Raw genomic sequence first — 19787 nt, forward strand, 5'->3', positions numbered from 1 at the left:
CGCGAAAGGGCCGGAACAGGCAACAAAAAAGCCACGAGGTCTCCCCCGTGGCTTCTGTCACAACAATGGCCGTTTACAGTGCCATGTCATTCTCAGGCTTGCTTTCAACCGGCTGGCTAGGTGCAACCGTAGTGCCGACGCTCTCGTCGATTACCGGTGGTTTCTCCAGCTGCAGCACTTCAGCGGTGTAGTTCCACTCTTTCTGGGTGGCTGCCGCCGAGTCGTTCAGCTTGGTGCCGTAGCTTGGCACGATCTGCTTGATCTTGGCCTGCCACTCTGGGGTAGCGACCTTCTCCTTGAACACGGTTTCCAGCACGTTCAGCATGATCGGGGCCGCAGTCGAAGCACCTGGCGATGCACCCAGCAGGCCGGCGATGGTGCGGTCTTCGGAAGCGACCACTTCGGTGCCCAGCTTCAGCACGCCGCCCTTCTCGGCATCACGCTTGATGATCTGCACGCGCTGGCCGGCCTGCCACAGGCGCCAGTCTTCCTTCTTGGCGTTCGGGAAGTAGGTACGCAGGGCTTCGAAGCGGTCGTCGTCAGACAGCATCAGCTGGCCAGCGAGGTATTCCACCAGCGGGTACTGCTCGATGCCGACCTTGGTCATCGGCCACACGTTGTGGGTGGTGGTGCTGCTCAGCAGGTCCAGGTACGAGCCGTTCTTCAGGAACTTGGTCGAGAAGGTGGCGAATGGGCCGAACAGGATCACGCGCTTGCCATCCAGCACGCGGGTGTCCAGGTGCGGAACCGACATGGGTGGCGCACCGGTGGAGGCGATGCCGTAGGCCTTGGCCATGTGCTGCATGGCCACGGTCGGGTTCTCGGTCACCAGGAACGAGCCGCCTACCGGGAAGCCTGCGTACTCCTTGGCTTCAGGAATGCCCGACTTCTGCAGCAGCTTCAGCGCGCCGCCACCAGCACCGATGAACAGGAACTTGGCGTCGGTAGCCGATTCGCTACCGTCCTTCAGGTTCTTGTACTCAACGTGCCACGAGCCGTCCTTGTTGCGGGTGATGTCCTGCACTTCGCTGGACAGCTTCAGGTCGAAGTTTTCCTGGGTTTTCAGGTGGCCGACGAACTGGCGGGTGATCTCGCCGAAGTTGACGTCGGTGCCGATTGGCGTCCAGGTCACGGCCAGCTTCTGGTTCGGGTCGCGGCCTTCCATCATCAGCGGGACCCACTTGGCGATCTGCGCGTGGTCCTCGGAGTACTGCATCGGGCGGAACAGCGGGCTGGCCTGCAGCGCGTCGTAACGCTTCTTCAGGAACTTGATGTTGTCATCGCCCCACACGAAGCTCATGTGCGGCGTGGTGTTGATGAACGAGTGCGGGTTCTTCAGCACGCCCTGGCGGACCTGCCACGACCAGAACTGGCGGGAGATCTGGAAGGCCTCGTTGATTTCGATGGCCTTGGCGATGTTGACGTTGCCGTCCTTGTCTTCCGGGGTGTAGTTCAGCTCGGCCAGCGCGGAGTGGCCGGTACCGGCGTTGTTCCAGCCGTTGGAGCTTTCTTCGGCCACGCCATCCAGGCGTTCGACCATTTCCATCGACCAGCTTGGCTCCAGCTCGTGCAGCCACACGGCCAGGGTCGAGCTCATGATGCCGCCGCCGACCAGCAGCACATCTACTTTCTTGGTTTCTGCGGCGTGCGCTTGCATGACGCTTGCAGCGACAGCCAGACCCAGCAAGGTCTTGCCAGCTTTCTTGAACATTGATCGATTCCAGTCAGGAGAACAGAGGGCGGGCCTGTGGCTGGCCCAGGTAAAGCATGTTCTGCAGCGCAGGCTTGTTGTTGATCATTGTTCAGCAGCCAGAGAACCAGAAAACGACTCGGCCTTTTGTCGAATTGACCGACAAGGCTGAATCGTTTTTCCGATTGTAACTTAAATGCCAGCACAAACAAATTGCCGGCCCGGGAGTCAAGGTGGCGGGTTGTCTCAGGCCTGTGCGCCCGTGTGGGAGCGGGCTTGCCCGCGAAAGGGCCGGCACAGGCCTGCGCAAATGCCATTCAAAAAACCGGTCACCCGATCGGAATTATTCGACTTACAGCCCCGCCCTACCGCTTTTATCCTGCGCTCCAGACCCCGCCTCAATCCGATCAGAACAGGGCCGCCCATATGTCATTCAAACGAACCATCCACGCCGTCGACACCCACGCCGGCATCCCCATGCGCGTCATCACAGGCGGTGTACCGCACATCCCCGGTGACAGCGTACACGCCAAGATGAAATGGCTCGAAACCAACGACGATCAGTTGCGCAAGCTGATGCTGCGTGAACCGCGCGGCTATCCGGCGCACTGCTGCAACATCATCGTCCCGCCAAGCCACCCCAAGGCCGACGCCGGCTACATCATCATGGAGCAGATCGAGTACCCGGTGATGTCCGGCAGCAATACCATCTCGGTGGCCACCGTGCTTTTGGAGATGGGCATGCTGCCGATGCAGGAGCCGCTCACCGAGCTGGTGCTGGAGGCCCCGGCCGGGCTGATCCGCATCAAGGCCCGATGCGAGGGCGGCAAGGTCAAGGCCGTCACCTTCCAGAACGTACCGGCGTTCGCCGCACACTTGGATACCGAAATCGACGTACCGCACCTGGGCAAGGTGCGCGTGGACGTGGGCTGGGGCGGCATGTTCTATGTGATCGCCGATGTGCGCCAGTTCAAAGGCCTGCAACTGATCCCGCAGCACGGCGCCGAAATCGCCCGGGTATCGTCGATGATCCGCCAGGCGGCTATCGAGCAACTGCCGGTGGCACACCCCGACTACCCGGGCATCGGCATTACCATCTCGCAGCTATCCGGCCCCAGCGAAGACCCCAACGCCGACTGGAAGAACGCGGTGACCATGACCTGCGGCGAGTTCTCGTGGGACGACCCGGCCACCTGGACCGGGGCGCTGGACCGCTCCCCGTGCGGTACCGGCACCTCGGCGAAGATGGCCACCCTGCACGCCAAGGGCGAGCTGCCATTGCACCAGGACTTCCGCCATCAGGGCCTGCTCGGCAACATCTACACCGGCCGCCTGATCAATGAAACCAGCATCGGCGGCAACGAGGCCGTGGTACCAACCATCACCGGCAAAAGCTGGATCTACGGCCTGAACACCTTCGTGCTCGACCACGACGACCCGTTCCCCGAAGGCTTTACCATCGGTGATATCTGGGCCTGAGCCCAGGCAGCGTTCAATGCACTGGTATCCGCGAGCCGGGCCTTCTGGCAAGACCTTCATCTGAAGAGCCCACAAACAAAAACCCCCGACCATGTACATGACCGGGGGCCTTGGATCACGCCGCAAGCGTCGCGATCAGGGTACCGCCAAGATTACTGCTGCTGAGGCAGTTTATCGATCGGGCCGCAGCCACCGATGATCTTGGAGATGGAAACCGAAGGGTGGAACAGGTAGTCGTAGGTGCAGTTTTTTGGCTGGTTGTAAACCTGACCAGTGCAACCCGACAGCAGGGCAACACCCGAAACGACAGCAACGGCTACAGTAGCCTTGAACAGCTTTTTCATACTAAGTCCTTTAAATGAATCATCTTCGGCCATCGTCTGATGGCGCCGGGATGATACAGAACCCAGGCATCGGATCCAAGCCGCAAGGTGCACTGGCTAGTTGCACCTGTGCAACAATCGAGTGGCTCTGTATGAACTGTCCTAAGACATTACGGCTTTTTTACTCGACATTGCTGTACGGCAGGCAATACTGCCGGCATTGTCCGCACGAGCTCAACTAATGCCGCTTCCAGCGTTGCGCTTCATAGCCTTCATTATTGGTGTATTCCTGATCACCTTGGCCGTCAGCATGGTAATCCCGATGCTGACACTGCTGCTGTACGACCGCAGCGATGATCTCGGCGCTTTCGTCTGGTCAAGCCTTATCGTCCTCTGCGCAGGCCTGGTCATGGTGGCCCGAGGCGCTCCCGGCGCACCGCAACTGCGCGCCAGGGACATGTACCTGCTCACAACGGCAAGCTGGGTCATCGTTTGCGCATTTGCGGCCTTGCCGATGGTGTTCATCCGGCACATCAGTTACACGGACGCGTTCTTCGAAACCATGTCAGGGATCACCACCACCGGCTCGACGGTACTGACCGGGCTGGACAATGCATCGCCCGGGTTGCTTATCTGGCGGTCTTTGCTGCACTGGCTGGGAGGCATCGGCTTTATCGGCATGGCTGTCGCGATCCTGCCCCTGCTGCGCGTAGGTGGCATGCGTCTGTTCCAGACCGAATCTTCGGATTGGTCAGACAAAGTGACACCCCGCTCGCATGTTGCGGCCAAGATGATCCTGATCATCTATGTGGGCCTGACAGTCTTGGGAACATGGGCGTTGTGGGCTGCCGGCATGACCCCGTTCGAAGCAATCAATCATTCGATGGCACTGATTTCAACCGGTGGTTTCTCTACCTCCGATGCCTCGCTGGGCCACTGGGGGCAGCCTGCGGTGCATTGGGTAGCCGTTGTCATCATGATCCTCGGCAGCCTCCCCTTCACCCTGTATGTGGCCACGCTGCGTGGCCATCGGCGCATCCTGTTCGATGACCATCAAGTCCGCGGTTTCATTGGCTTTCTCGTCTTCATCTGGCTCACGGTCGGAACCTGGCTCTGCTTGCACAGCGATCTGTCATGGTGGGATGCGTTCCGTATCGTGGCGGTCAACGTCACCTCCGTGGTGACCACCACGGGTATTGCCGTGGGCGACTACACGCTCTGGGGCAGCTTCGCCATCATGCTGTTCTTTTACCTGACGTTCGTCGGTGGCTGCTCGGGGTCTACCGCTGGAGGCCTGAAGATATTCCGTTTCCAGGTGGCCGCGGCCTTGCTTGTCAGCAGCCTGAAACAGTTGATCCATCCAAGGGCAACGATCTCGAAGAAATACAATGGGCACCCGATCGATGAAGAGATCGTGCGCTCACTGCTGACGTTTTCATTCTTCTTCTCAGTCACCATCGCGGTCATCGCCCTTGGCCTCTCGCTGCTAGGGCTCGACTGGACAACGGCATTGAGCGGGGCCGCTACCGCCGTGTGCAACGTCGGCCCGGGGCTGGGAACGCTTATCGGTCCTGCAGGTAATTTCGCCTCGTTATCGGACGCTGCCAAATGGCTGCTGACTGTCGGCATGCTGCTTGGACGGCTCGAAATCCTGACCGTACTGGTACTCGTCTCTCCAGCTTTCTGGCGATTCTAGGCCAGAGGTTACCCGCCCATCTTCACGCTCATTCACGGTCACGTCATAGCCGTGAGTAGCGGTTGTTCGGTAGACTACTGCACGGGTGCCAGCTGCACGGTGCAGTGGGGCAGGTTAAAGAACAGCGCAGGTCGGGCCGCCATGCGGGAGTACTTGCGCCTATGCAAAAAAAGGAATTGTCTCGCGCCCAGGAATTGGCCGAGCGTGCCTTCGCCACCCTTGAACGCTTTCTGCACATTGAAGCGGTTAGCGGCATCGTTCTACTGGTTGCAGCTATTGCTGCGCTGATCTGGGCCAACTCCCCGGCTGCCGAAAGCTACGACGCCCTTTGGCACACACCGTTGACGATCGGCGTGGGTTCGCTGATCTATTCACAGTCGCTGCATTTCTGGATCAATGATGGCTTGATGACCATCTTCTTCCTTGTCGTGGGCATGGAGATCCGTCGCGAGATCCACGAGGGCGCACTGTCCAGCCTTCGGCAGGCCATGCTGCCCATGGCGGCCGCCATTGGCGGTGTAGCCGTACCCGCGCTCTTCTATTTGGGTTTTGGTCACGCTGCGGCGGAACAACAAGGCTGGGCCGTACCGACGGCTACGGATATCGCCTTTGCGGTAGGTGTCCTGGCGCTGCTCGGCAAGTCGATCCCGTCCAACGTCCGCGTGTTTCTGCTGGCCCTGGCCATCATCGATGACATCATCGCGGTGCTGATCATCGCGTTCTTCTATTCGGGCGGCCTCGATTACAGCGGTTTCGGGGTTGCGCTGATCGGCCTGCTGATGGTGATCGGGCTGCAGAAGATCGGAGTGGGTTCGGCCTACGCGTATATCATTCCCGGCTTTGTCACCTGGCTGGGCATCTTGTTGACCGGAGCCCACCCCACCCTTGCAGGCGTTGTGCTGGGCCTGATGACGCCAGTGGTCGCAATGCCGATGCGCGAGCGACCACTGGATGCAATCAGCCGATTCACCGGAGAGCTGCTGGGGCGCGCCAGGGCGCCCGAGCGCGATGCCAGCGACCTCATGGACCCGTTGAAGCGCCTGCGCCTGGCCCAGCGCGAACTGGTGCCACCAGTGGTGCGCATGCAAGGCACCCTGCACCCTTGGGTAGCCTTCGGCATCATGCCGGTGTTTGCCTTGGCCAATGCCGGGGTAAATCTTTCGGGTGTCGATTTGTCAGCCGAGGCCCCGCAGTGGGTGATGATCGCCGTCGCTGTCGCTCTGGTAGTTGGCAAACCCTTGGGCATCGTCAGCGTCAGTTGGCTGATGGTCCGCTTGGGCTGGTGCGCGCTTCCCGCCGAGGTGAGCTGGCGCAGCATCACCTTGGTCGGGCTGCTGGCCGGCATCGGTTTCACCATGTCGATCTTCATTGCCAATCTCGCCTTCGTCGATCCTGGCGCGCTGGGGGCGGCGAAACTTGGCGTGCTTTCGGCATCGGTGATTGCAGCATTGCTTGGCCTGGCCTGGGGTGCATACAGCATCCGTAAAGCATCTGCCATGACCAAAGCAAGTTCGATGACCTAGAAAACCTGACTGGTGACCCACTTCTATCACGCAAGTGGGGTTCGATACTTGCCGGGGGCGCAGTGGGCATTGCGGCGGCCTTAAACGCGCCTCTGGCCGGTATGGTGTTTGCCATCGAGTAACCAAGCCGCACGTTCGAGCAACGCCGGTGCTCTTTGCCGAAAGCTGTGCCGGACACGGCCTCGCATGTTCAATTTCTGGCCTGAATTTGCCCTAACCCAATGGCCAGAAACGACGAAGCCCCCGAAAACTTTAACGTTTTCGGGGGCTTCGCTTACTTCGCGTATGGCGGAGAGATAGGGATTTGAACCCTAGGTACTGTTGCCAGTACAACGGATTTCGAATCCGTCCCGTTCGACCACTCCGGCATCTCTCCAATGCCGCGCATCATACCAGCGTTCTTTTAAAACGCAAACCTTTTTTTAAAAAAAATCGCGTGGTATCAGGCGCTTGCGTGAACGCACCGCTTACAGCGGCACGCCCAGGCGCTTGGCAACTTCTTCGTAGGCTTCGATAACGTCGCCCAGCCCCTGACGGAAGCGGTCCTTGTCCATCTTCTTGCGGGTCTCTTTGTCCCACAGGCGGCAGCCGTCCGGGCTGAACTCGTCGCCCAGCACGATCTGGCCATGGAATACGCCGAATTCCAGCTTGAAGTCGACCAGCAGCAGGCCGGCGTCATCGAACAGCTTGCTCAGCACTTCGTTGACTTTCAACGACAGCTTTTTCATTTCGGCCAGCTGCTCGGCAGTGCCCCAGCCGAACGCGACAACGTGGGATTCGTTGATGAAGGGGTCGCCCTTCTCGTCGTTCTTCAGGAACAGCTCGAAGGTGGACGGCTCCAGCTTGATGCCCTCCTCCACGCCCAGGCGCTTGACCAGGCTGCCGGCGGCGTAGTTGCGCACCACGCACTCGACCGGGATCATGTCCAGCTTCTTCACCAGGCACTCGTTGTCGCCCAGCAGCTTGTCGAACTGGGTCGGCACACCGGCTTCTTCCAGTTTCTGCATGATGAAGGCGTTGAACTTGTTGTTCACCATGCCTTTGCGGTCGAGCTGTTCGATGCGCTTGCCGTCGAACGCCGAAGTGTCGTTACGGAACAGCAGGATCAAGCGGTCGGCGTCGTCGGTCTTGTAAACCGATTTGGCCTTGCCGCGGTAGAGTTCGTCGCGTTTTTCCATGATTGGGCTCCGCTTGCTTGAGGTGTTGGGCTAGGCGATTTCACGCCAGTCGAGCCCGTGTTCCTGATTCGCCACCTGGAGCCAGTCCGGGTCGCACCCAAGGGTGTCGACGAAGCACTGGCGAGCCAAGTGTGGCAGGTTGTTCTTGCTGCTGAGGTGGGCCAGCACCAGGTGTTGCAGGTTGCTCCAGCCCAACTCGTGCACCAGGCGCGCGGCCTGGTGATTGTTCAAATGTCCTTGCATGCCACCCACCCGCTGCTTCAGGAAGGCCGGGTAGTGACCGCGTGCCAGCAAGTCGCGGCAGTGGTTGGCCTCGATCAGCAGCGCATCCAGGCCCTGGTAACGCTCCAGCAGCAGCGCGTCGTACGAGCCCAGGTCGGTCAGCATGCCGAAGCGCCGCTGGCCGTCGCTGACCACATACTGCAGCGGCTCGTAGGCGTCGTGCTCGACCCGCGCCGCGGTCACTTCCAGACTGCCGATACGCAGGCTTTGGCCACAAGCGAGAAAACCGGCCACCTCCACCGGCTTGCGCATGCCGCGCAAGGTCCCCTGGCTGAGGTAGACCGGTACATTGTAGCGCCGTGACAGCAAGCCGACCCCATGCACGTGGTCGGCATGTTCGTGGGTGACCAGTACCGCACTGAGCTGTGCCGCCGACACGCCGAGCAGCGCCAGGCGCCGCTCGGTCTCGCGCAGGGAGAACCCGCAATCGACCAGGATGAACGTGCCACCACTGGCGATCAGCGTGCCGTTTCCCTGGCTGCCGCTTCCGAGTACCGCGAAGCGCACTTAGCCCAGGTGGTCCTGAATGGCGCTCAGCACGCGGCGGGCGACATCGGCCGGGGCCACGGTGTTGATGTTCTTCTCGACCGTGACCTGCACGCTCTCACCCACCTTGCTCAAGCGAACCTGGTAGCGCTCGGCACGGGCTTCACGCTCTTCCTTGGTCGGCTCGCTGCCGAACATGCGGCCGAAGAAGCCAGGCTGGTTCTGCTTGTCTTCAGGCTTTTCAGACAGGTTGATGTAGTACAGGCCCAGGCTGCGGTTGATGTCCTCGACACGCCACTCGCCACCTTGCTCCAGGGCACGGCCCACGCTGGACCAGGCGCGATCCAGGTCGGCGCCCAGGTACAGCACCGGGTTGCCGCTGCCGTCTTCGCTCAGGCTGACCCGGCTTGGCGCGTCGAAATCGCGCGCGGCCAGCAGCGATACCGAACCGCCCTTCTCGGCGCTGCGGTTCATGCTGGCAAGCATTTCGTCGACCAGCAGGGCATCGGCACCGGTGTTGCTGGAGGTGGACGGGAAATCGGGCTCGGCAGTGCTGCCAGCCGGGCGCTCGACGCTGACCACATACACCTCGGAGGTGTTGCGCTGCACGCCAGGCTCCATGCGCACACGCACGCGCACTTCACTGTCAGCGCTGCTGGCAGTGCTGGCCAGGCGCTGGCCGAGCGATGCCGACAGTTCGTCGAAACGCTGCCAGGTGGTGTTGAATTCGCCGGTCTGCGGACGCTCTTCGGCGATGCGGAAGCCGTTGTCCTCGAAGAACTGGCGAGCCACCGGCCATACTTCGGCCGGCGAATGCTGAGCCAGCACCCAACGGCTGCTGCCGCTGCGCTGCAGGCTGTAGTCGGTAACCTGGGCGGCGCCACCGGTCATCGGTTGCGGGCGAGGCACCTCGAATTCGCCGGTGGCGCTGTCGTCGGCGACGTTGCGTGGGATCGGCAGCAGCGGGTCAAGGCGCTTGACGTTGCTGGCGTCCGGCGGCAGCTGCATCGGCGCAGTCGGGCGCGCCTGCAGGTAATCGCTGCCGCGGTCGCGGAAATAGCCATCCTCGCCCCACAGCCAGCCACACCCACTGGTGCTGGAAATGATCAGGGCAAGGGCGGAAAGACCAGCCAGTCGCTTCATGCGGTGTACTTCCTCTTAAACCAGTACGCCGGACTGGCGCAAGGCAGTACGGACTTTTTCGTGGCAGCCTTCGCTCAGCCAGGTCAGCGGCAGGCGAATGCCTTTGTGCATCAGGCCCATTTCGACGAGTGCCCATTTCACCGGGATCGGGTTGGACTCGCAGAACAGGTCTTTGTGCAGCGGCATGAGTTTTTCGTTGATTGCGCGGGCCTTCTCGGCATTGCCCTCAAGGGCGGCCTCGCACAGGTCGGCCATTTCGCGCGGGGCGACGTTGGCGGTGACGGAGATGTTGCCTTTGCCGCCCATCAGGATCAGCTCGACGGCGGTCGGGTCGTCGCCGGACATGACGATGAAGTCTTTGTCGACGCCATCAAGGATGGCCTTGGCGCGTACGAGGTCGCCGGTGGCTTCCTTGATGCCGATGATGTTCTTGACCTTCGACAGGCGGATCACGGTATCGGCCTGCATGTCGCAGGAGGTGCGGCCGGGTACGTTGTAGAGAATCTGCGGGATGTCGACGGCTTCGGCGATGTGCTTGAAGTGCTGGTACAGGCCTTCTTGCGTCGGCTTGTTGTAGTACGGTACCACCAGCAGGCAGGCGTCGGCGCCGGCATTCTTGGCGTTCTGGGTCAGGTGCACGGCTTCGGCAGTGGAGTTGGCACCGGTGCCGGCGATGACCGGGATGCGGCGGCTGCTGCGCTTGACGCGCTCAACCACGTGCTTGATGACCAGGATGTGTTCTTCGACATCCAGCGTGGCGGACTCACCGGTGGTGCCGACAGCGACGATCGCATGGGTGCCGTTTTCCAGGTGGAAGTCTACAAGTTTGTCGAGGCTGTCCCAGTCAAGACGCCCTTGTGCATCCATGGGAGTGACCAATGCCACCATACTGCCCGCAATCATGTAACTGCTCCTGCCGGAAAAAGAGAGCGGTAATGGTACTGGGGGCATCGGCCTTGCACAAGCGAAGCAGGCGGGCGGAGCATTCCCCTCGGCGCCTTATTTCGCTACCCTTGATGCTTTGATCGGTGCAGCGCGGCCCGCCGGGCCGTCGACCTTGCTCCCCGCCAGCGTCCACGACCTCGCATGCGAGCCCCGGGCCCTGCCGACAGGAGGCTTTCGCCCGTCCTGTGCCGACCGCTCATCGCTTTAGGAATGCTGCATGTCCACCCCCACCGTCCGCGAACAATTCCTTGTCATCAGTGCCTTGGGCCCGAACCCCATGGAGCTGGCCAACGTCCTCAGCCGCGCTGCGTTCGAGAACCGCTGCGCGGTGGTCACCTCGCGCCTGAGCCGCCACGGCGAGACCAGCGCCCTGGTACTGCAGGTAGGTGGCAGCTGGGACGCCCTGGCGCGCCTCGAAGCCATGCTGCCGGGCCTGGGCAAGAAGCACGGCCTGACCCTGGACGTGGTGCGCAGCGCCGACCAGGAAGTGCGCCCGCAGGCCCTGCCCTACGTGGCCTACGTCAGCGCCGCCTACCGGCCGGACATCATCAACGAGCTGTGCCAGTTCTTCCTCGACCACCGCGTCGAGCTGGAAGCCATGACCTGCGATACCTACCTGGCACCGCAGACCGGCAGCAGCATGCTCAACGCCCAGTTCACCGTGATTCTGCCGGCCGGCACCCAGATCAGCTGGCTGCGTGACCAGTTCCTGGACTTTGCCGATGCCCTGAACCTCGATGCGCTGATCGAGCCATGGCGTCCACAGAACCCAATGTAAGGAAACCGACCATGGCCGTAGCACTCGACCAACCCGTTGCCGACTTCCAGGCCCAGGCCACCAGCGGGCAAACCGTCAGCCTGGCCGAGCTCAAGGGCCGACAGGTGGTGGTGTACTTCTACCCGAAGGACAGCACCCCGGGCTGCACCACCGAGGGCCAGGGTTTCCGTGACCAGCACGATGCCTTTGCCGCAGCCAACACCGTGGTGTTCGGCGTGTCGCGCGATGGCATCAAGTCGCACGAGAACTTCAAGGCCAAGCAAGGCTTCCCGTTCGAACTGATCAGCGACAAGGACGAAGCCCTGTGCCAGCTGTTCGATGTGATCAAGCTGAAGAAGCTGTATGGCAAGGAATACATGGGCGTTGACCGCAGCACCTTCCTGATCGACAAGGACGGAGTGCTGCGCCAGGAATGGCGCGGGGTGAAGGTGCCCGGGCATGTGGATGCAGTACTGGCTGCCGCCCAGGCCCTGAACAAGGCTTGAGATCGTTGGGGGCGCTTTGCGCCCCTTTCGCGACACAAGGCCGCTCCTACAGGAAATCGCGTATCCCTGTAGGAGCGGCCTTGTGTCGCGATGGGCTGCAAAGCAGCCCCAAAATTACAGCATCGGTGACACACTAGGCTCCTGCCGTGGCCAGGCATCCAGCACGGCCTTGATCAAGGTCGCCAGCGGGATGGCAAAGAAGATCCCCCAGAACCCCCACAACCCGCCAAACAGCAACACCGCGCAAATGATCGCCACCGGGTGCAGGCTCACCGCCTCGGAGAACAGCAGCGGCACCAGCACGTTGCCGTCCAGCGCCTGGATGATCGCGTACACCGTCATCAGGTAGATGAACTGGTCACCCCAGCCCCACTGGAACAGTGCGATCAACGTCACCGGCACGGTCACCACAACCGCGCCCACGTAAGGCACCACCACCGACAGCCCCACCAGCAGCGCCAGCAACGCGGCGTAGTTGAGCCCCAGGCTGATGAAGGCGATGTAGGTGGCAATGCCGCAGATCAGGATCTCGATGCCCTTGCCGCGGATGTAGTTTGCGATCTGCCGGTTCATCTCGCTGCCCACCCGGTTCAGCAGGCTGCGCTGACGTGGCAGGTAGCCGCTGACCCAACGGCCGATCAGTTCGCGGTCCTTGAGAAAGAAAAACACCAGGATCGGCACCAGCACCAGATAGATCATGGCGTTGACCAGAAGCGGCAGGCTCGATAGCGAGAAGGTCAGTGCCCACTGGCCGAATTTGCCGATTTCTCCGCGCACCGACTCGATGGCATGCAGCACCTGCTCGTCCGACACCAGGTGCGGATAGCGCTCGGGCAACAGCAACAGCAGCGACTGCCACTTGCCGAGCATGCCCGGCAGCTCGTTGAACAGGGTGATCAACTGGTGCCAAAGCAGTGGCACCAGCACCAGCATGAACACCGCCAGCGCGCCCATGAACAGGGCGAACACCAGCATCACCGCCAACCGGGTGGGTACCCGCAAGCGCTCCAGGGCATTGACCAGCCCCTGCATCAGAAACGCCAGCACCATGCCCGCCAGCACCGGCGCAAGCATGCCACCCAGGGTGAGTACCGCAGTAAAAGCCAGGAACAACAGGACCGCCAGCACCACCGCTTCCTCATCGGAGAAGTAGCGCTGCATCCAGTCGCGAAGCACTTTGAACATTGACGATCCTTGGAAAGACTCAGGCCTTGCGTAGCCAGTAAGTGTAGGTACCGGCCTCGGCCGTTTCCCGCAGCAGGGTATGACCGGCCAACTGGGCGAAAGTGCGGAAGTCGCGCTGGGAGCCGGCGTCGGTGGCGATTACCTTGAGCACCGCGCCGCTGGCCAGGCGGTTGAGCTCCATCTTGGCCTTCAGCAGCGGCAAAGGGCAATTCAGCCCGCTGGCGTCCAGTTCGGCGTCACAGGTCAGGGTTTCACTCATTGCGGAACTCTCCAAAGGCATTGCCAGGCTGTATCTGGATTTGGCCGGCTAGGATAGCGCCACTGGTCGCCAACGTGTGAGCCCGCTACAGTAGGTATCTTTGACCGACGCGAGCTTCATGCATGAATCTACTGCGCCCTACCCTGCTGACGCTGGCCTGCCTGTTGGCCCTTCCCGGCCATGCTGACGACCTGCCATCACTGGGTGATGCCAGTTCCGCGATCGTCTCGCCGCAACAGGAGCACCAGCTCGGCCGTGCCTGGCTGAGCCTGCTGCGCGGCCAGGTCAACCAGCTCAACGACCCGCAGCTGAAGGACTACGTCGAGACCAGCGTGTACCGCCTGGCCGAAACCAGCCAGTTGCAGGACCGCCGCCTGGAATTCATCCTCATCGATAGCCGTGAGCTCAACGCCTTTGCCGCCCCCGGCGGCATCGTCGGGGTCAACGGCGGGCTGTTCCTCAACGCCCAGACCGAAGGCGAGTACGCCTCGGTACTGGCCCACGAACTGGCGCACTTGTCGCAGCGCCACTTCGCCCGCGGCGTCGAGGCCCAGCAGCGCATGCAACTGCCGATGATGGCGGCGCTGCTGGCCGGTATCGTGCTGGCGGCCGGTGGCGGCGGTGATGCCGGTATCGGTGTGATCGCCGGCACCCAGGCGGCGGCGATCCAGGAACAGCGGCGCTTCTCGCGGCAGAACGAACAGGAAGCCGACCGGATCGGCATCCAGAACCTGGAAAAGGCCGGCTACGACCCGCGCAACATGCCGACCATGTTCGAGCGCCTGGCCCGGCAGTACCGCTACGACGCCAAGCCGCCGGAATTCCTGCTGACCCACCCGGTAACCGAGTCGCGTATCGCCGACACCCGCAACCGTGCCGAGCAGGCCCCCAAGGGCGGCGTCGAGGACAGCATGCGCTACCAGTTGATCCGTGCCCGGGTGGCGCTTACCTACGAAGGCACCCCGGGGCTGGCGGCCAAACGCTTCCGCGCCCAACTGGACGAAGACCCCAAGCTGGACGCCGCGCGTTACGGCCTGGCCCTGGCGCAGATCAAGGGCGGCCAGCTGAACGAGGCGCGCGAGCTGCTCAAGCCGCTGCTGGCCAAGGCCCCCAACGACATTACCTACAACCTGGCGCAGATCGACCTGGACATCACCAACAACCGCCTGGCGGATGCGCAGCAGCGTGCTGAACGCATGCAGGGGCTGTACCCAGGCAACTACCCGCTGAAGCAGGTGCGTGCCGATCTGCTGGTGAAACTGAACAAGCCCGCCGAGGCGGAAAAGGTGCTGAACGAACTGGTGAAGAGCCGGCCGGATGACCCGGACGTGTGGTACGACATGGCCGAAGTGCGGGGCCTTTCGGGCAATACCATTGGCTTGCACCGGGCGCGGGCCGAGTACTTCACCCTGGTGGGCGATTTCGACCAGGCCATCCAGCAGCTGGATTACGCCAAGCGCCGGTCGGGCGGGAACTTCCCGCTGGCAGCACAGATTGACCAGCGCCAGCGCGAGATCATGGAGCAGAAGCGCATGGTTCAGGAAATGATGGGGCGTTGAGAGCCCTTTCGCGGGTAAACCCGCTCCCACAGGGACCGCACCGCCCGTGAGCGCTGCGCTGTACCTGTGGGAGCGGGTTTACCCGCGAAGAAAGCGACGCGGTCTGGCGTCAAGCGTTACCGGACAACTTCAGGCGCGCTGCCTGGGTAAAGTCCAGCATCCGGTTCAACGGCTTGATCGCCTTCGGCACCAGCGCCGGGTCGACAAAGATCTCGTTCGTGCCATTACGCAGGCAATCCAGCACACGCTCCAGGGTGTTCATCGCCATCCACGGGCAGTGCGCGCAACTGCGGCATGCCGCGCCGTTACCGGCGGTGGGGGCTTCGACGAACTCCTTGTCCGGGCACAGCTGCTGCATCTTGTAGAAGATGCCGCGGTCGGTGGCGACGATGAAGGTCTTGTTCGGCAGGGTCTGGGCAGCCTTGATCAGCTGGCTGGTGGAGCCCACCGCGTCGGCCAGCTCGATCACCGCTTCAGGCGACTCGGGGTGCACCAGAATCGCCGCATCCGGGTACAGCGCCTTCATGTCGGCCAACTGGCGTGACTTGAACTCTTCGTGAACGATGCAGGCACCGTCCCACAGCAGCATGTCGGCACCGGTTTGCTTCTGGATGTAGCGCCCCAGGTGCTGGTCCGGGCCCCAGATGATGGTTTCGCCGTTGTCCATCAGGCTTTCGACGATTTCCAGCGCGCAGCTCGAGGTCACCACCCAGTCGGCACGGGCCTTCACGGCTGCAGAAGTGTTGGCGTAGACCACCACGGTGCGCTCGGGGTGCTGGTCGCAGAAGGCTGAGAACTCTTCTACCGGGCAGCCCAGGTCGAGCGAGCAGGTGGCCTCCAGGGTAGGCATCAGCACGCGTTTTTCGGGAGTGAGGATTTTCGCCGTCTCGCCCATGAAGCGCACGCCGGCAACGATTACGGTTTCGGCCGGGTGGTTCTTGCCGAAGCGGGCCATTTCCAGCGAGTCGGACACGCAGCCGCCGGTTTCTTCGGCAAGCGCCTGGATGACCGGGTCGCAGTAATAGTGGGCGACCAGCACGGCGTTCTGGGCCTTGAGCTCGGCAGCGATGGCCGCACGGTATTCGGCCTCCTGCTCGGCTGTCAGCGGGTTTGGCTGCTTGGCGTCGAGGTGGGCCTGAACCAACAGGCGTTCGGAAATCTGGGTCATGATCGCTGGACCTGCAGGCGCGTGCGCGCGTCAAATCGAGTGTATCACCCGGCCCTGACAGATCGGCTAAGGGTGCCGGACGGCACAAAGGCCGCCACGGCCCTCTGCGGGCGCGGATTATTATCGGAGGCCGAAGGCTACAGACAATCCAGCGAATTCTAAAGTGGTTTTTGTGTTGCCTGCACTGGCCCTTTCGCGGGTGAACCCGCTCCCACAGAGTCTGCCAAACTCCTGTGGGAGCGGGTTTACCCGCGAAGAGGCCGGTACAGGCTTTCGATCAGCCCTGCGGCGACAGGGCCGCCAGGTGCGAGGCCATGAGCATCGCGAACTCTTCCACGGTCATCTTCTTGCCGTTGAAGTCGACCATGCCGTCGGCATAGTGCAGGCTGCTCACCACATCATTGCCCTGCACCGTGGCCATGCCGCTCTGCAGCGCCATCATGCCGACCATTTCCCCGGCCTGGCTCGATTGCATGGCAATGGCCTGGGCGTCGGTCTGGCCATCCAGCAGTGCCTGCAAGGTTGCCAGGTCACCGATCATCGGCTTGGACAACGACAGCTTGCTCTTCACCTCGGTGATCAGTTGCTTGCTCAACTGGTCAGGCGGCAGGTCGAAGCTGGCCGGGGCGGCGAAGCCCATCGACAGGTCGAAGCGGCTTTCACCATTGGCAGTCCTGAACGACAGGTTTTCCACCGCCACCCGGGGCTTGGCAGCCAGCAGTTTCTGCAGCTCGCCCTGGAACCTGGCCTTCTCCTCATCGTCCATCTGGATTTCCGGCACCGGCTGGCCAGCGGCAGCTGCGGCCTCGAATTCCGGCAGGTGCGCCTGGTACCACGTCGACAACGCCTGTAGCGCCGGCGCGTTGACCGACGTGATGCTCACCGCCATCTGCGCCTTGCCCACCGCACGGCCATCCCAGGTGATATCCCCGACCTTGTACTCCACGCGGCCACCCACGGTATCCGGGCCCTCAAGGGTTTGCAGGGCGTTCTGCTCCAGCCCCTTGACCACCAGCACCTGCTGTTTCGGCCCCAGGGTGACCTTGGTTTCGGCCAGTGCCAGGTCGACGTTGCCAACGTAGATGGCCTCGTGCGCGGTGGCCGCCAGCTGGCCGCCGACCTTCAGCCCATTGAGCTCGAAGGTGGCAGGCGGCTGGTCATCGCGTACCAGTTTCATCACGAACCGATCGGCCTGGCCGTGGAAGCTCGAGGCCTTGCCTTTCTGGTCACCACTGACTTGCAGTTGCATGCCCGAGAAGTCGAGGCTGTTGCCATCCGCTTCGTCGAGCTTGACCGGGGCCAGCTGCACCTGGCTGACCACATTGCCGTCGTAACCCAGGCTGGTCTGTGCGCTGACCGGGGCCTGCTCGCCCGCTGCGGCGAACCACGGCGCGGTGGCGTCGTCCTTCTGCAGCGTGCTGTTGCTGACTGCCAGCACCGGCATCAGCTTCAGTGCCTTTACCCGCGACCAGGGGAACGGGCCGTGCTCGATCTGGTCGGTCACGCCAACGTCGAAATTCACCACTTCGCCTTCGCCCAGGTTGATATCGCGGGCCTTGAGCCGGTACTGGGCGGTACTGCTGAAGAAATGCTGCTCCAGCGACACCCGTTCGATGCTCATGCTGCCACCGGTGCTCACCAGGGCCTTCTTGAGTTCCGCGTTGCTGCGGACCAGGGCGTTGTCCAGCTCCGCAGGCAGCTGCTTGCCGGTGTACCAGGCGCCAGCGGTGGTTGCGACGGCGATGGCGATAGCCAGGCCGGAAAGGATGCCAACTGATTTCTTCATGAATAGAACCGATTGCTGTCCATATGGGCTTCGTAGGCGGCCAAGGGCCACACAGGACGCCAAGAGTACCACTGCCGCCCAGCCCTGGCGCTGGCCAGGCTCGAGAAATCCGGTTTTTGGGAAACGCCTGACAGACCTGCCAAGGGAGACCGGCACACGTTAATTTTTGCGAACACCAGAATTGATCATAACCGCAAAAAAACGCGCAAAAACCGAACAAAACCCCACTTTAATCGATAAATATTTCAATCCAGCAACATCTTGTCATGTTTAACTTGACACTAAGCTACCCATCGTTTTTTATTTTCACCACTTTGCGCGCTCCCCGCGCCCCCGCTGCTCCAACAATAAAGGTGAACAACATGGAGCCCACCCGCTCGCCCTTGCCGCATGCGCAGTACACCGTGCCCGCCGTTTACGCCCAGCCGCAGGAGCCATGCAAGCATGCAGCCTGACCACAGCGCTTCCGGCAACGGCCAACTCCGTAAAACCCTGCGTCTCTGGCACGTTATCATCATCGGTCTGGCCTACCTGACCCCGATGACCGTGTTCGACACCTTCGGCATCGTTTCCGGGATTACTGCCGGCCACGTACCCAGCGCCTACATCCTGGCACTGGCCGGTATCCTGTTCACCGCCGTGAGCTACGGCACCCTGGTAAGGCGCTTCCCGCAGTCGGGCTCGGCCTACACCTACACCCAGCGCGCGATCAACCCGCACGTCGGCTTCCTGGTCGGCTGGTCGTCGTTGCTGGACTACCTGCTGCTGCCAATGGTCAACGCCTTGCTGGCCAAGCTGTACCTTTCGGCCATGTTCCCGGAAGTACCGGAGTGGATGTGGGTGGCTGGCTTCGTCACCCTGATCAGCCTGATCAACATGCGCAGCGTGAACCTGGTGGCGCACTTCAACCTGCTGTTCGTGGCCGTGCAGGTGGCGATCATCGCCGTGTTCATCTACCTGTGCGTGCGCGGCCTGGACCAGGGTGAAGGGCTAGGTACCGCCTGGAGCCTGCTGCCGTTCGCCGACAACCAGACCCAGCTCAGCGCCCTGGCCGCCGGTGCGACCATCCTGTGCTTCTCGTTCCTCGGCTTCGACGCGGTGACCTGCCTGTCCGAAGAAACCCGCGACCCGGGCAAGACCATCCCTCGCGCGATCTTCCTCACCGCCCTGATTGGCGGCCTGGTGTTCATCACCGTGTCGTACTTCATCCAGGCCTACTTCCCGACCATGTCCCGTTTCCACGACCAGGAAGCGGCACTGCCGGAAATCGCCCTGTACGTCGGCGGCAAGCTGTTCCAGTCGATCTTCATCGCCTGCACCGTGATCAACACCATCGCCTCGGGCCTGGCCTCGCAGACCAGCGTGTCGCGCCTGCTGTACGTGATGGGCCGCGACAATGTGATCCCGGCCAGCCTGTTCGCCCGCCTGCACTCGCGTTACAAGACGCCAGTGCTGAATATTGCGGTGGTGGGGCTGATTTCGCTGTCGGCGATCTTCTTCGACCTGGTTACCGCCACCTCGATCATCAACTTCGGTGCACTGGTCGCGTTCAGCTTCGTCAACCTGTCGGTGATCAACCACTGCTATCTGCGTGAAGGCAGGCGCCAGGGACTTGCCAACCAGCTGACGTACCTGGTGGCCCCGACCATCGGCTTTTGCATCATCGTCTCGCTGTGGCTGGACCTGAACGCACATTCGCTGCTGTTCGGTGGCGTCTGGGCACTGCTCGGCCTGCTGTACCTGGCCTGGCTGACCAAAGCCTTCAGGGACTCCCCACCCAACTACATCGCTGAATGACCCATGCTGCCGACAACGCCCGCGC

General features: G+C 62.1%; 17 protein-coding genes, 1 tRNA gene and 1 pseudogene. 8 read left to right on the top strand and 11 right to left on the bottom strand.

Going from position 1 to position 19787, the window contains the following annotated elements; genetic code table 11:
* Positions 1-73 precede the first annotated feature (73 nt).
* A complete protein-coding gene (gene mqo / locus QN085_RS19475; RefSeq protein ID WP_013973787.1) occupies positions 74-1711 on the bottom strand; it encodes a malate dehydrogenase (quinone) in 1638 nt (545 codons plus the stop codon).
* 405 nt (positions 1712-2116) lie between these two features.
* Here mqo and QN085_RS19480 point away from each other — a divergent pair, with 405 nt between their 5' ends.
* Positions 2117-3169 (top strand): proline racemase family protein, encoded by a 1053-nt coding sequence (locus tag QN085_RS19480; protein ID WP_013973788.1) that lies wholly within the window; start codon positions 2117-2119, stop codon positions 3167-3169.
* A 152-nt stretch (positions 3170-3321) separates the two neighbouring features.
* Here the strand turns inward: QN085_RS19480 and QN085_RS19485 are convergent, their stop codons facing one another.
* A complete protein-coding gene (locus tag QN085_RS19485; RefSeq protein ID WP_003254720.1) occupies positions 3322-3513 on the bottom strand; it encodes a YhfL family protein in 192 nt (63 codons plus the stop codon).
* A gap of 220 nt (positions 3514-3733) precedes the next feature.
* Between QN085_RS19485 and QN085_RS19490 the strand changes: the two genes are divergently transcribed.
* The 3 genes and pseudogenes from QN085_RS19490 to QN085_RS19500 all read left to right on the top strand — a co-directional run.
* Positions 3734-5188 (top strand): TrkH family potassium uptake protein, encoded by a 1455-nt coding sequence (locus QN085_RS19490; protein ID WP_023660685.1) that lies wholly within the window; start codon positions 3734-3736, stop codon positions 5186-5188.
* 161 nt (positions 5189-5349) lie between these two features.
* On the top strand, positions 5350-6711 hold the full coding sequence (nhaA, locus tag QN085_RS19495) for a Na+/H+ antiporter NhaA (RefSeq protein WP_285687972.1): 1362 nt from the start codon (positions 5350-5352) through the stop codon (positions 6709-6711).
* Positions 6712-6749: 38 nt separating this feature from the next.
* Positions 6750-6830: pseudogene (locus tag QN085_RS19500) on the top strand (chloride channel protein); the annotation flags it as partial.
* Positions 6831-6997: 167 nt separating this feature from the next.
* Here the strand turns inward: QN085_RS19500 and QN085_RS19505 are convergent.
* The 5 genes from QN085_RS19505 to dapA form a co-directional block, all read right to left on the bottom strand.
* Positions 6998-7087: transfer RNA gene (locus QN085_RS19505), tRNA-Ser, on the bottom strand.
* A 91-nt stretch (positions 7088-7178) separates the two neighbouring features.
* Entirely contained in the window at positions 7179-7889 is a 711-nt protein-coding gene (gene purC / locus QN085_RS19510; protein WP_004375217.1) for a phosphoribosylaminoimidazolesuccinocarboxamide synthase, read from the bottom strand.
* Positions 7890-7919: 30 nt separating this feature from the next.
* On the bottom strand, positions 7920-8678 hold the full coding sequence (locus QN085_RS19515; RefSeq protein WP_013973791.1) for an MBL fold metallo-hydrolase: 759 nt from the start codon (positions 8676-8678) through the stop codon (positions 7920-7922).
* Positions 8679-9800, bottom strand: coding sequence for an NlpB/DapX family lipoprotein (gene bamC / locus QN085_RS19520; protein WP_004375223.1), 1122 nt, complete (start codon positions 9798-9800; stop codon positions 8679-8681). It lies immediately after the preceding gene.
* Positions 9801-9815: 15 nt separating this feature from the next.
* Positions 9816-10703 (bottom strand): 4-hydroxy-tetrahydrodipicolinate synthase, encoded by an 888-nt coding sequence (gene dapA / locus QN085_RS19525; protein ID WP_023660687.1) that lies wholly within the window; start codon positions 10701-10703, stop codon positions 9816-9818.
* A 259-nt stretch (positions 10704-10962) separates the two neighbouring features.
* Between dapA and QN085_RS19530 the strand changes: the two genes are divergently transcribed.
* Positions 10963-11523 (top strand): glycine cleavage system transcriptional repressor, encoded by a 561-nt coding sequence (locus QN085_RS19530; RefSeq protein WP_013973793.1) that lies wholly within the window; start codon positions 10963-10965, stop codon positions 11521-11523.
* Between the two features lie 11 nt (positions 11524-11534).
* The gene (locus QN085_RS19535; RefSeq protein WP_013973794.1) at positions 11535-12008 is read left to right on the top strand and encodes a peroxiredoxin; all 474 of its coding nucleotides are present in this window, start codon (positions 11535-11537) and stop codon (positions 12006-12008) included.
* 114 nt (positions 12009-12122) lie between these two features.
* On the opposite strand, the gene QN085_RS19540 is transcribed toward QN085_RS19535, so the two are convergent.
* A complete protein-coding gene (locus QN085_RS19540) occupies positions 12123-13193 on the bottom strand; it encodes an AI-2E family transporter (protein WP_015271461.1) in 1071 nt (356 codons plus the stop codon).
* Positions 13194-13212: 19 nt separating this feature from the next.
* Complete coding sequence (locus QN085_RS19545; protein ID WP_004375233.1) at positions 13213-13452, bottom strand: sulfurtransferase TusA family protein; 240 nt, start codon at positions 13450-13452, stop codon at positions 13213-13215.
* A 122-nt stretch (positions 13453-13574) separates the two neighbouring features.
* Here QN085_RS19545 and QN085_RS19550 point away from each other — a divergent pair, with 122 nt between their 5' ends.
* Entirely contained in the window at positions 13575-15011 is a 1437-nt protein-coding gene (locus QN085_RS19550; RefSeq protein WP_013973796.1) for a M48 family metalloprotease, read from the top strand.
* A 109-nt stretch (positions 15012-15120) separates the two neighbouring features.
* On the opposite strand, the gene nadA is transcribed toward QN085_RS19550, so the two are convergent.
* Both nadA and QN085_RS19560 read right to left on the bottom strand, forming a co-directional pair.
* Entirely contained in the window at positions 15121-16179 is a 1059-nt protein-coding gene (nadA, locus tag QN085_RS19555; protein WP_003254747.1) for a quinolinate synthase NadA, read from the bottom strand.
* Positions 16180-16456: 277 nt separating this feature from the next.
* Complete coding sequence (locus QN085_RS19560) at positions 16457-17965, bottom strand: YdgA family protein (protein ID WP_013973797.1); 1509 nt, start codon at positions 17963-17965, stop codon at positions 16457-16459.
* A gap of 444 nt (positions 17966-18409) precedes the next feature.
* On the opposite strand from QN085_RS19560, the gene QN085_RS19565 reads away from it, so the two are divergent.
* Positions 18410-19762, top strand: coding sequence for an APC family permease (locus QN085_RS19565; RefSeq protein ID WP_013973798.1), 1353 nt, complete (start codon positions 18410-18412; stop codon positions 19760-19762).
* Positions 19763-19787 lie beyond the last annotated feature (25 nt).

This window comes from Pseudomonas sp. M2(2023) (assembly GCF_030263955.1).
GTDB lineage: Bacteria > Pseudomonadota > Gammaproteobacteria > Pseudomonadales > Pseudomonadaceae > Aquipseudomonas > Aquipseudomonas asiatica.

Coding starts and splice junctions, on each gene's coding strand:
- QN085_RS19480 (WP_013973788.1), top strand. CDS start 2,117: ATGTCATTCAAACGAACCATCCACGCCGTCGACACCCACGCCGGCATC.
- nadA (WP_003254747.1), bottom strand. CDS start 16,179: ATGACCCAGATTTCCGAACGCCTGTTGGTTCAGGCCCACCTCGACGCC.
- bamC (WP_004375223.1), bottom strand. CDS start 9,800: ATGAAGCGACTGGCTGGTCTTTCCGCCCTTGCCCTGATCATTTCCAGC.
- QN085_RS19535 (WP_013973794.1), top strand. CDS start 11,535: ATGGCCGTAGCACTCGACCAACCCGTTGCCGACTTCCAGGCCCAGGCC.
- QN085_RS19565 (WP_013973798.1), top strand. CDS start 18,410: ATGCAGCCTGACCACAGCGCTTCCGGCAACGGCCAACTCCGTAAAACC.
- QN085_RS19550 (WP_013973796.1), top strand. CDS start 13,575: ATGAATCTACTGCGCCCTACCCTGCTGACGCTGGCCTGCCTGTTGGCC.
- QN085_RS19490 (WP_023660685.1), top strand. CDS start 3,734: ATGCCGCTTCCAGCGTTGCGCTTCATAGCCTTCATTATTGGTGTATTC.
- QN085_RS19540 (WP_015271461.1), bottom strand. CDS start 13,193: ATGTTCAAAGTGCTTCGCGACTGGATGCAGCGCTACTTCTCCGATGAG.
- QN085_RS19560 (WP_013973797.1), bottom strand. CDS start 17,965: ATGAAGAAATCAGTTGGCATCCTTTCCGGCCTGGCTATCGCCATCGCC.
- QN085_RS19485 (WP_003254720.1), bottom strand. CDS start 3,513: ATGAAAAAGCTGTTCAAGGCTACTGTAGCCGTTGCTGTCGTTTCGGGT.
- dapA (WP_023660687.1), bottom strand. CDS start 10,703: ATGATTGCGGGCAGTATGGTGGCATTGGTCACTCCCATGGATGCACAA.
- purC (WP_004375217.1), bottom strand. CDS start 7,889: ATGGAAAAACGCGACGAACTCTACCGCGGCAAGGCCAAATCGGTTTAC.
- nhaA (WP_285687972.1), top strand. CDS start 5,350: ATGCAAAAAAAGGAATTGTCTCGCGCCCAGGAATTGGCCGAGCGTGCC.
- mqo (WP_013973787.1), bottom strand. CDS start 1,711: ATGTTCAAGAAAGCTGGCAAGACCTTGCTGGGTCTGGCTGTCGCTGCA.
- QN085_RS19545 (WP_004375233.1), bottom strand. CDS start 13,452: ATGAGTGAAACCCTGACCTGTGACGCCGAACTGGACGCCAGCGGGCTG.
- QN085_RS19530 (WP_013973793.1), top strand. CDS start 10,963: ATGTCCACCCCCACCGTCCGCGAACAATTCCTTGTCATCAGTGCCTTG.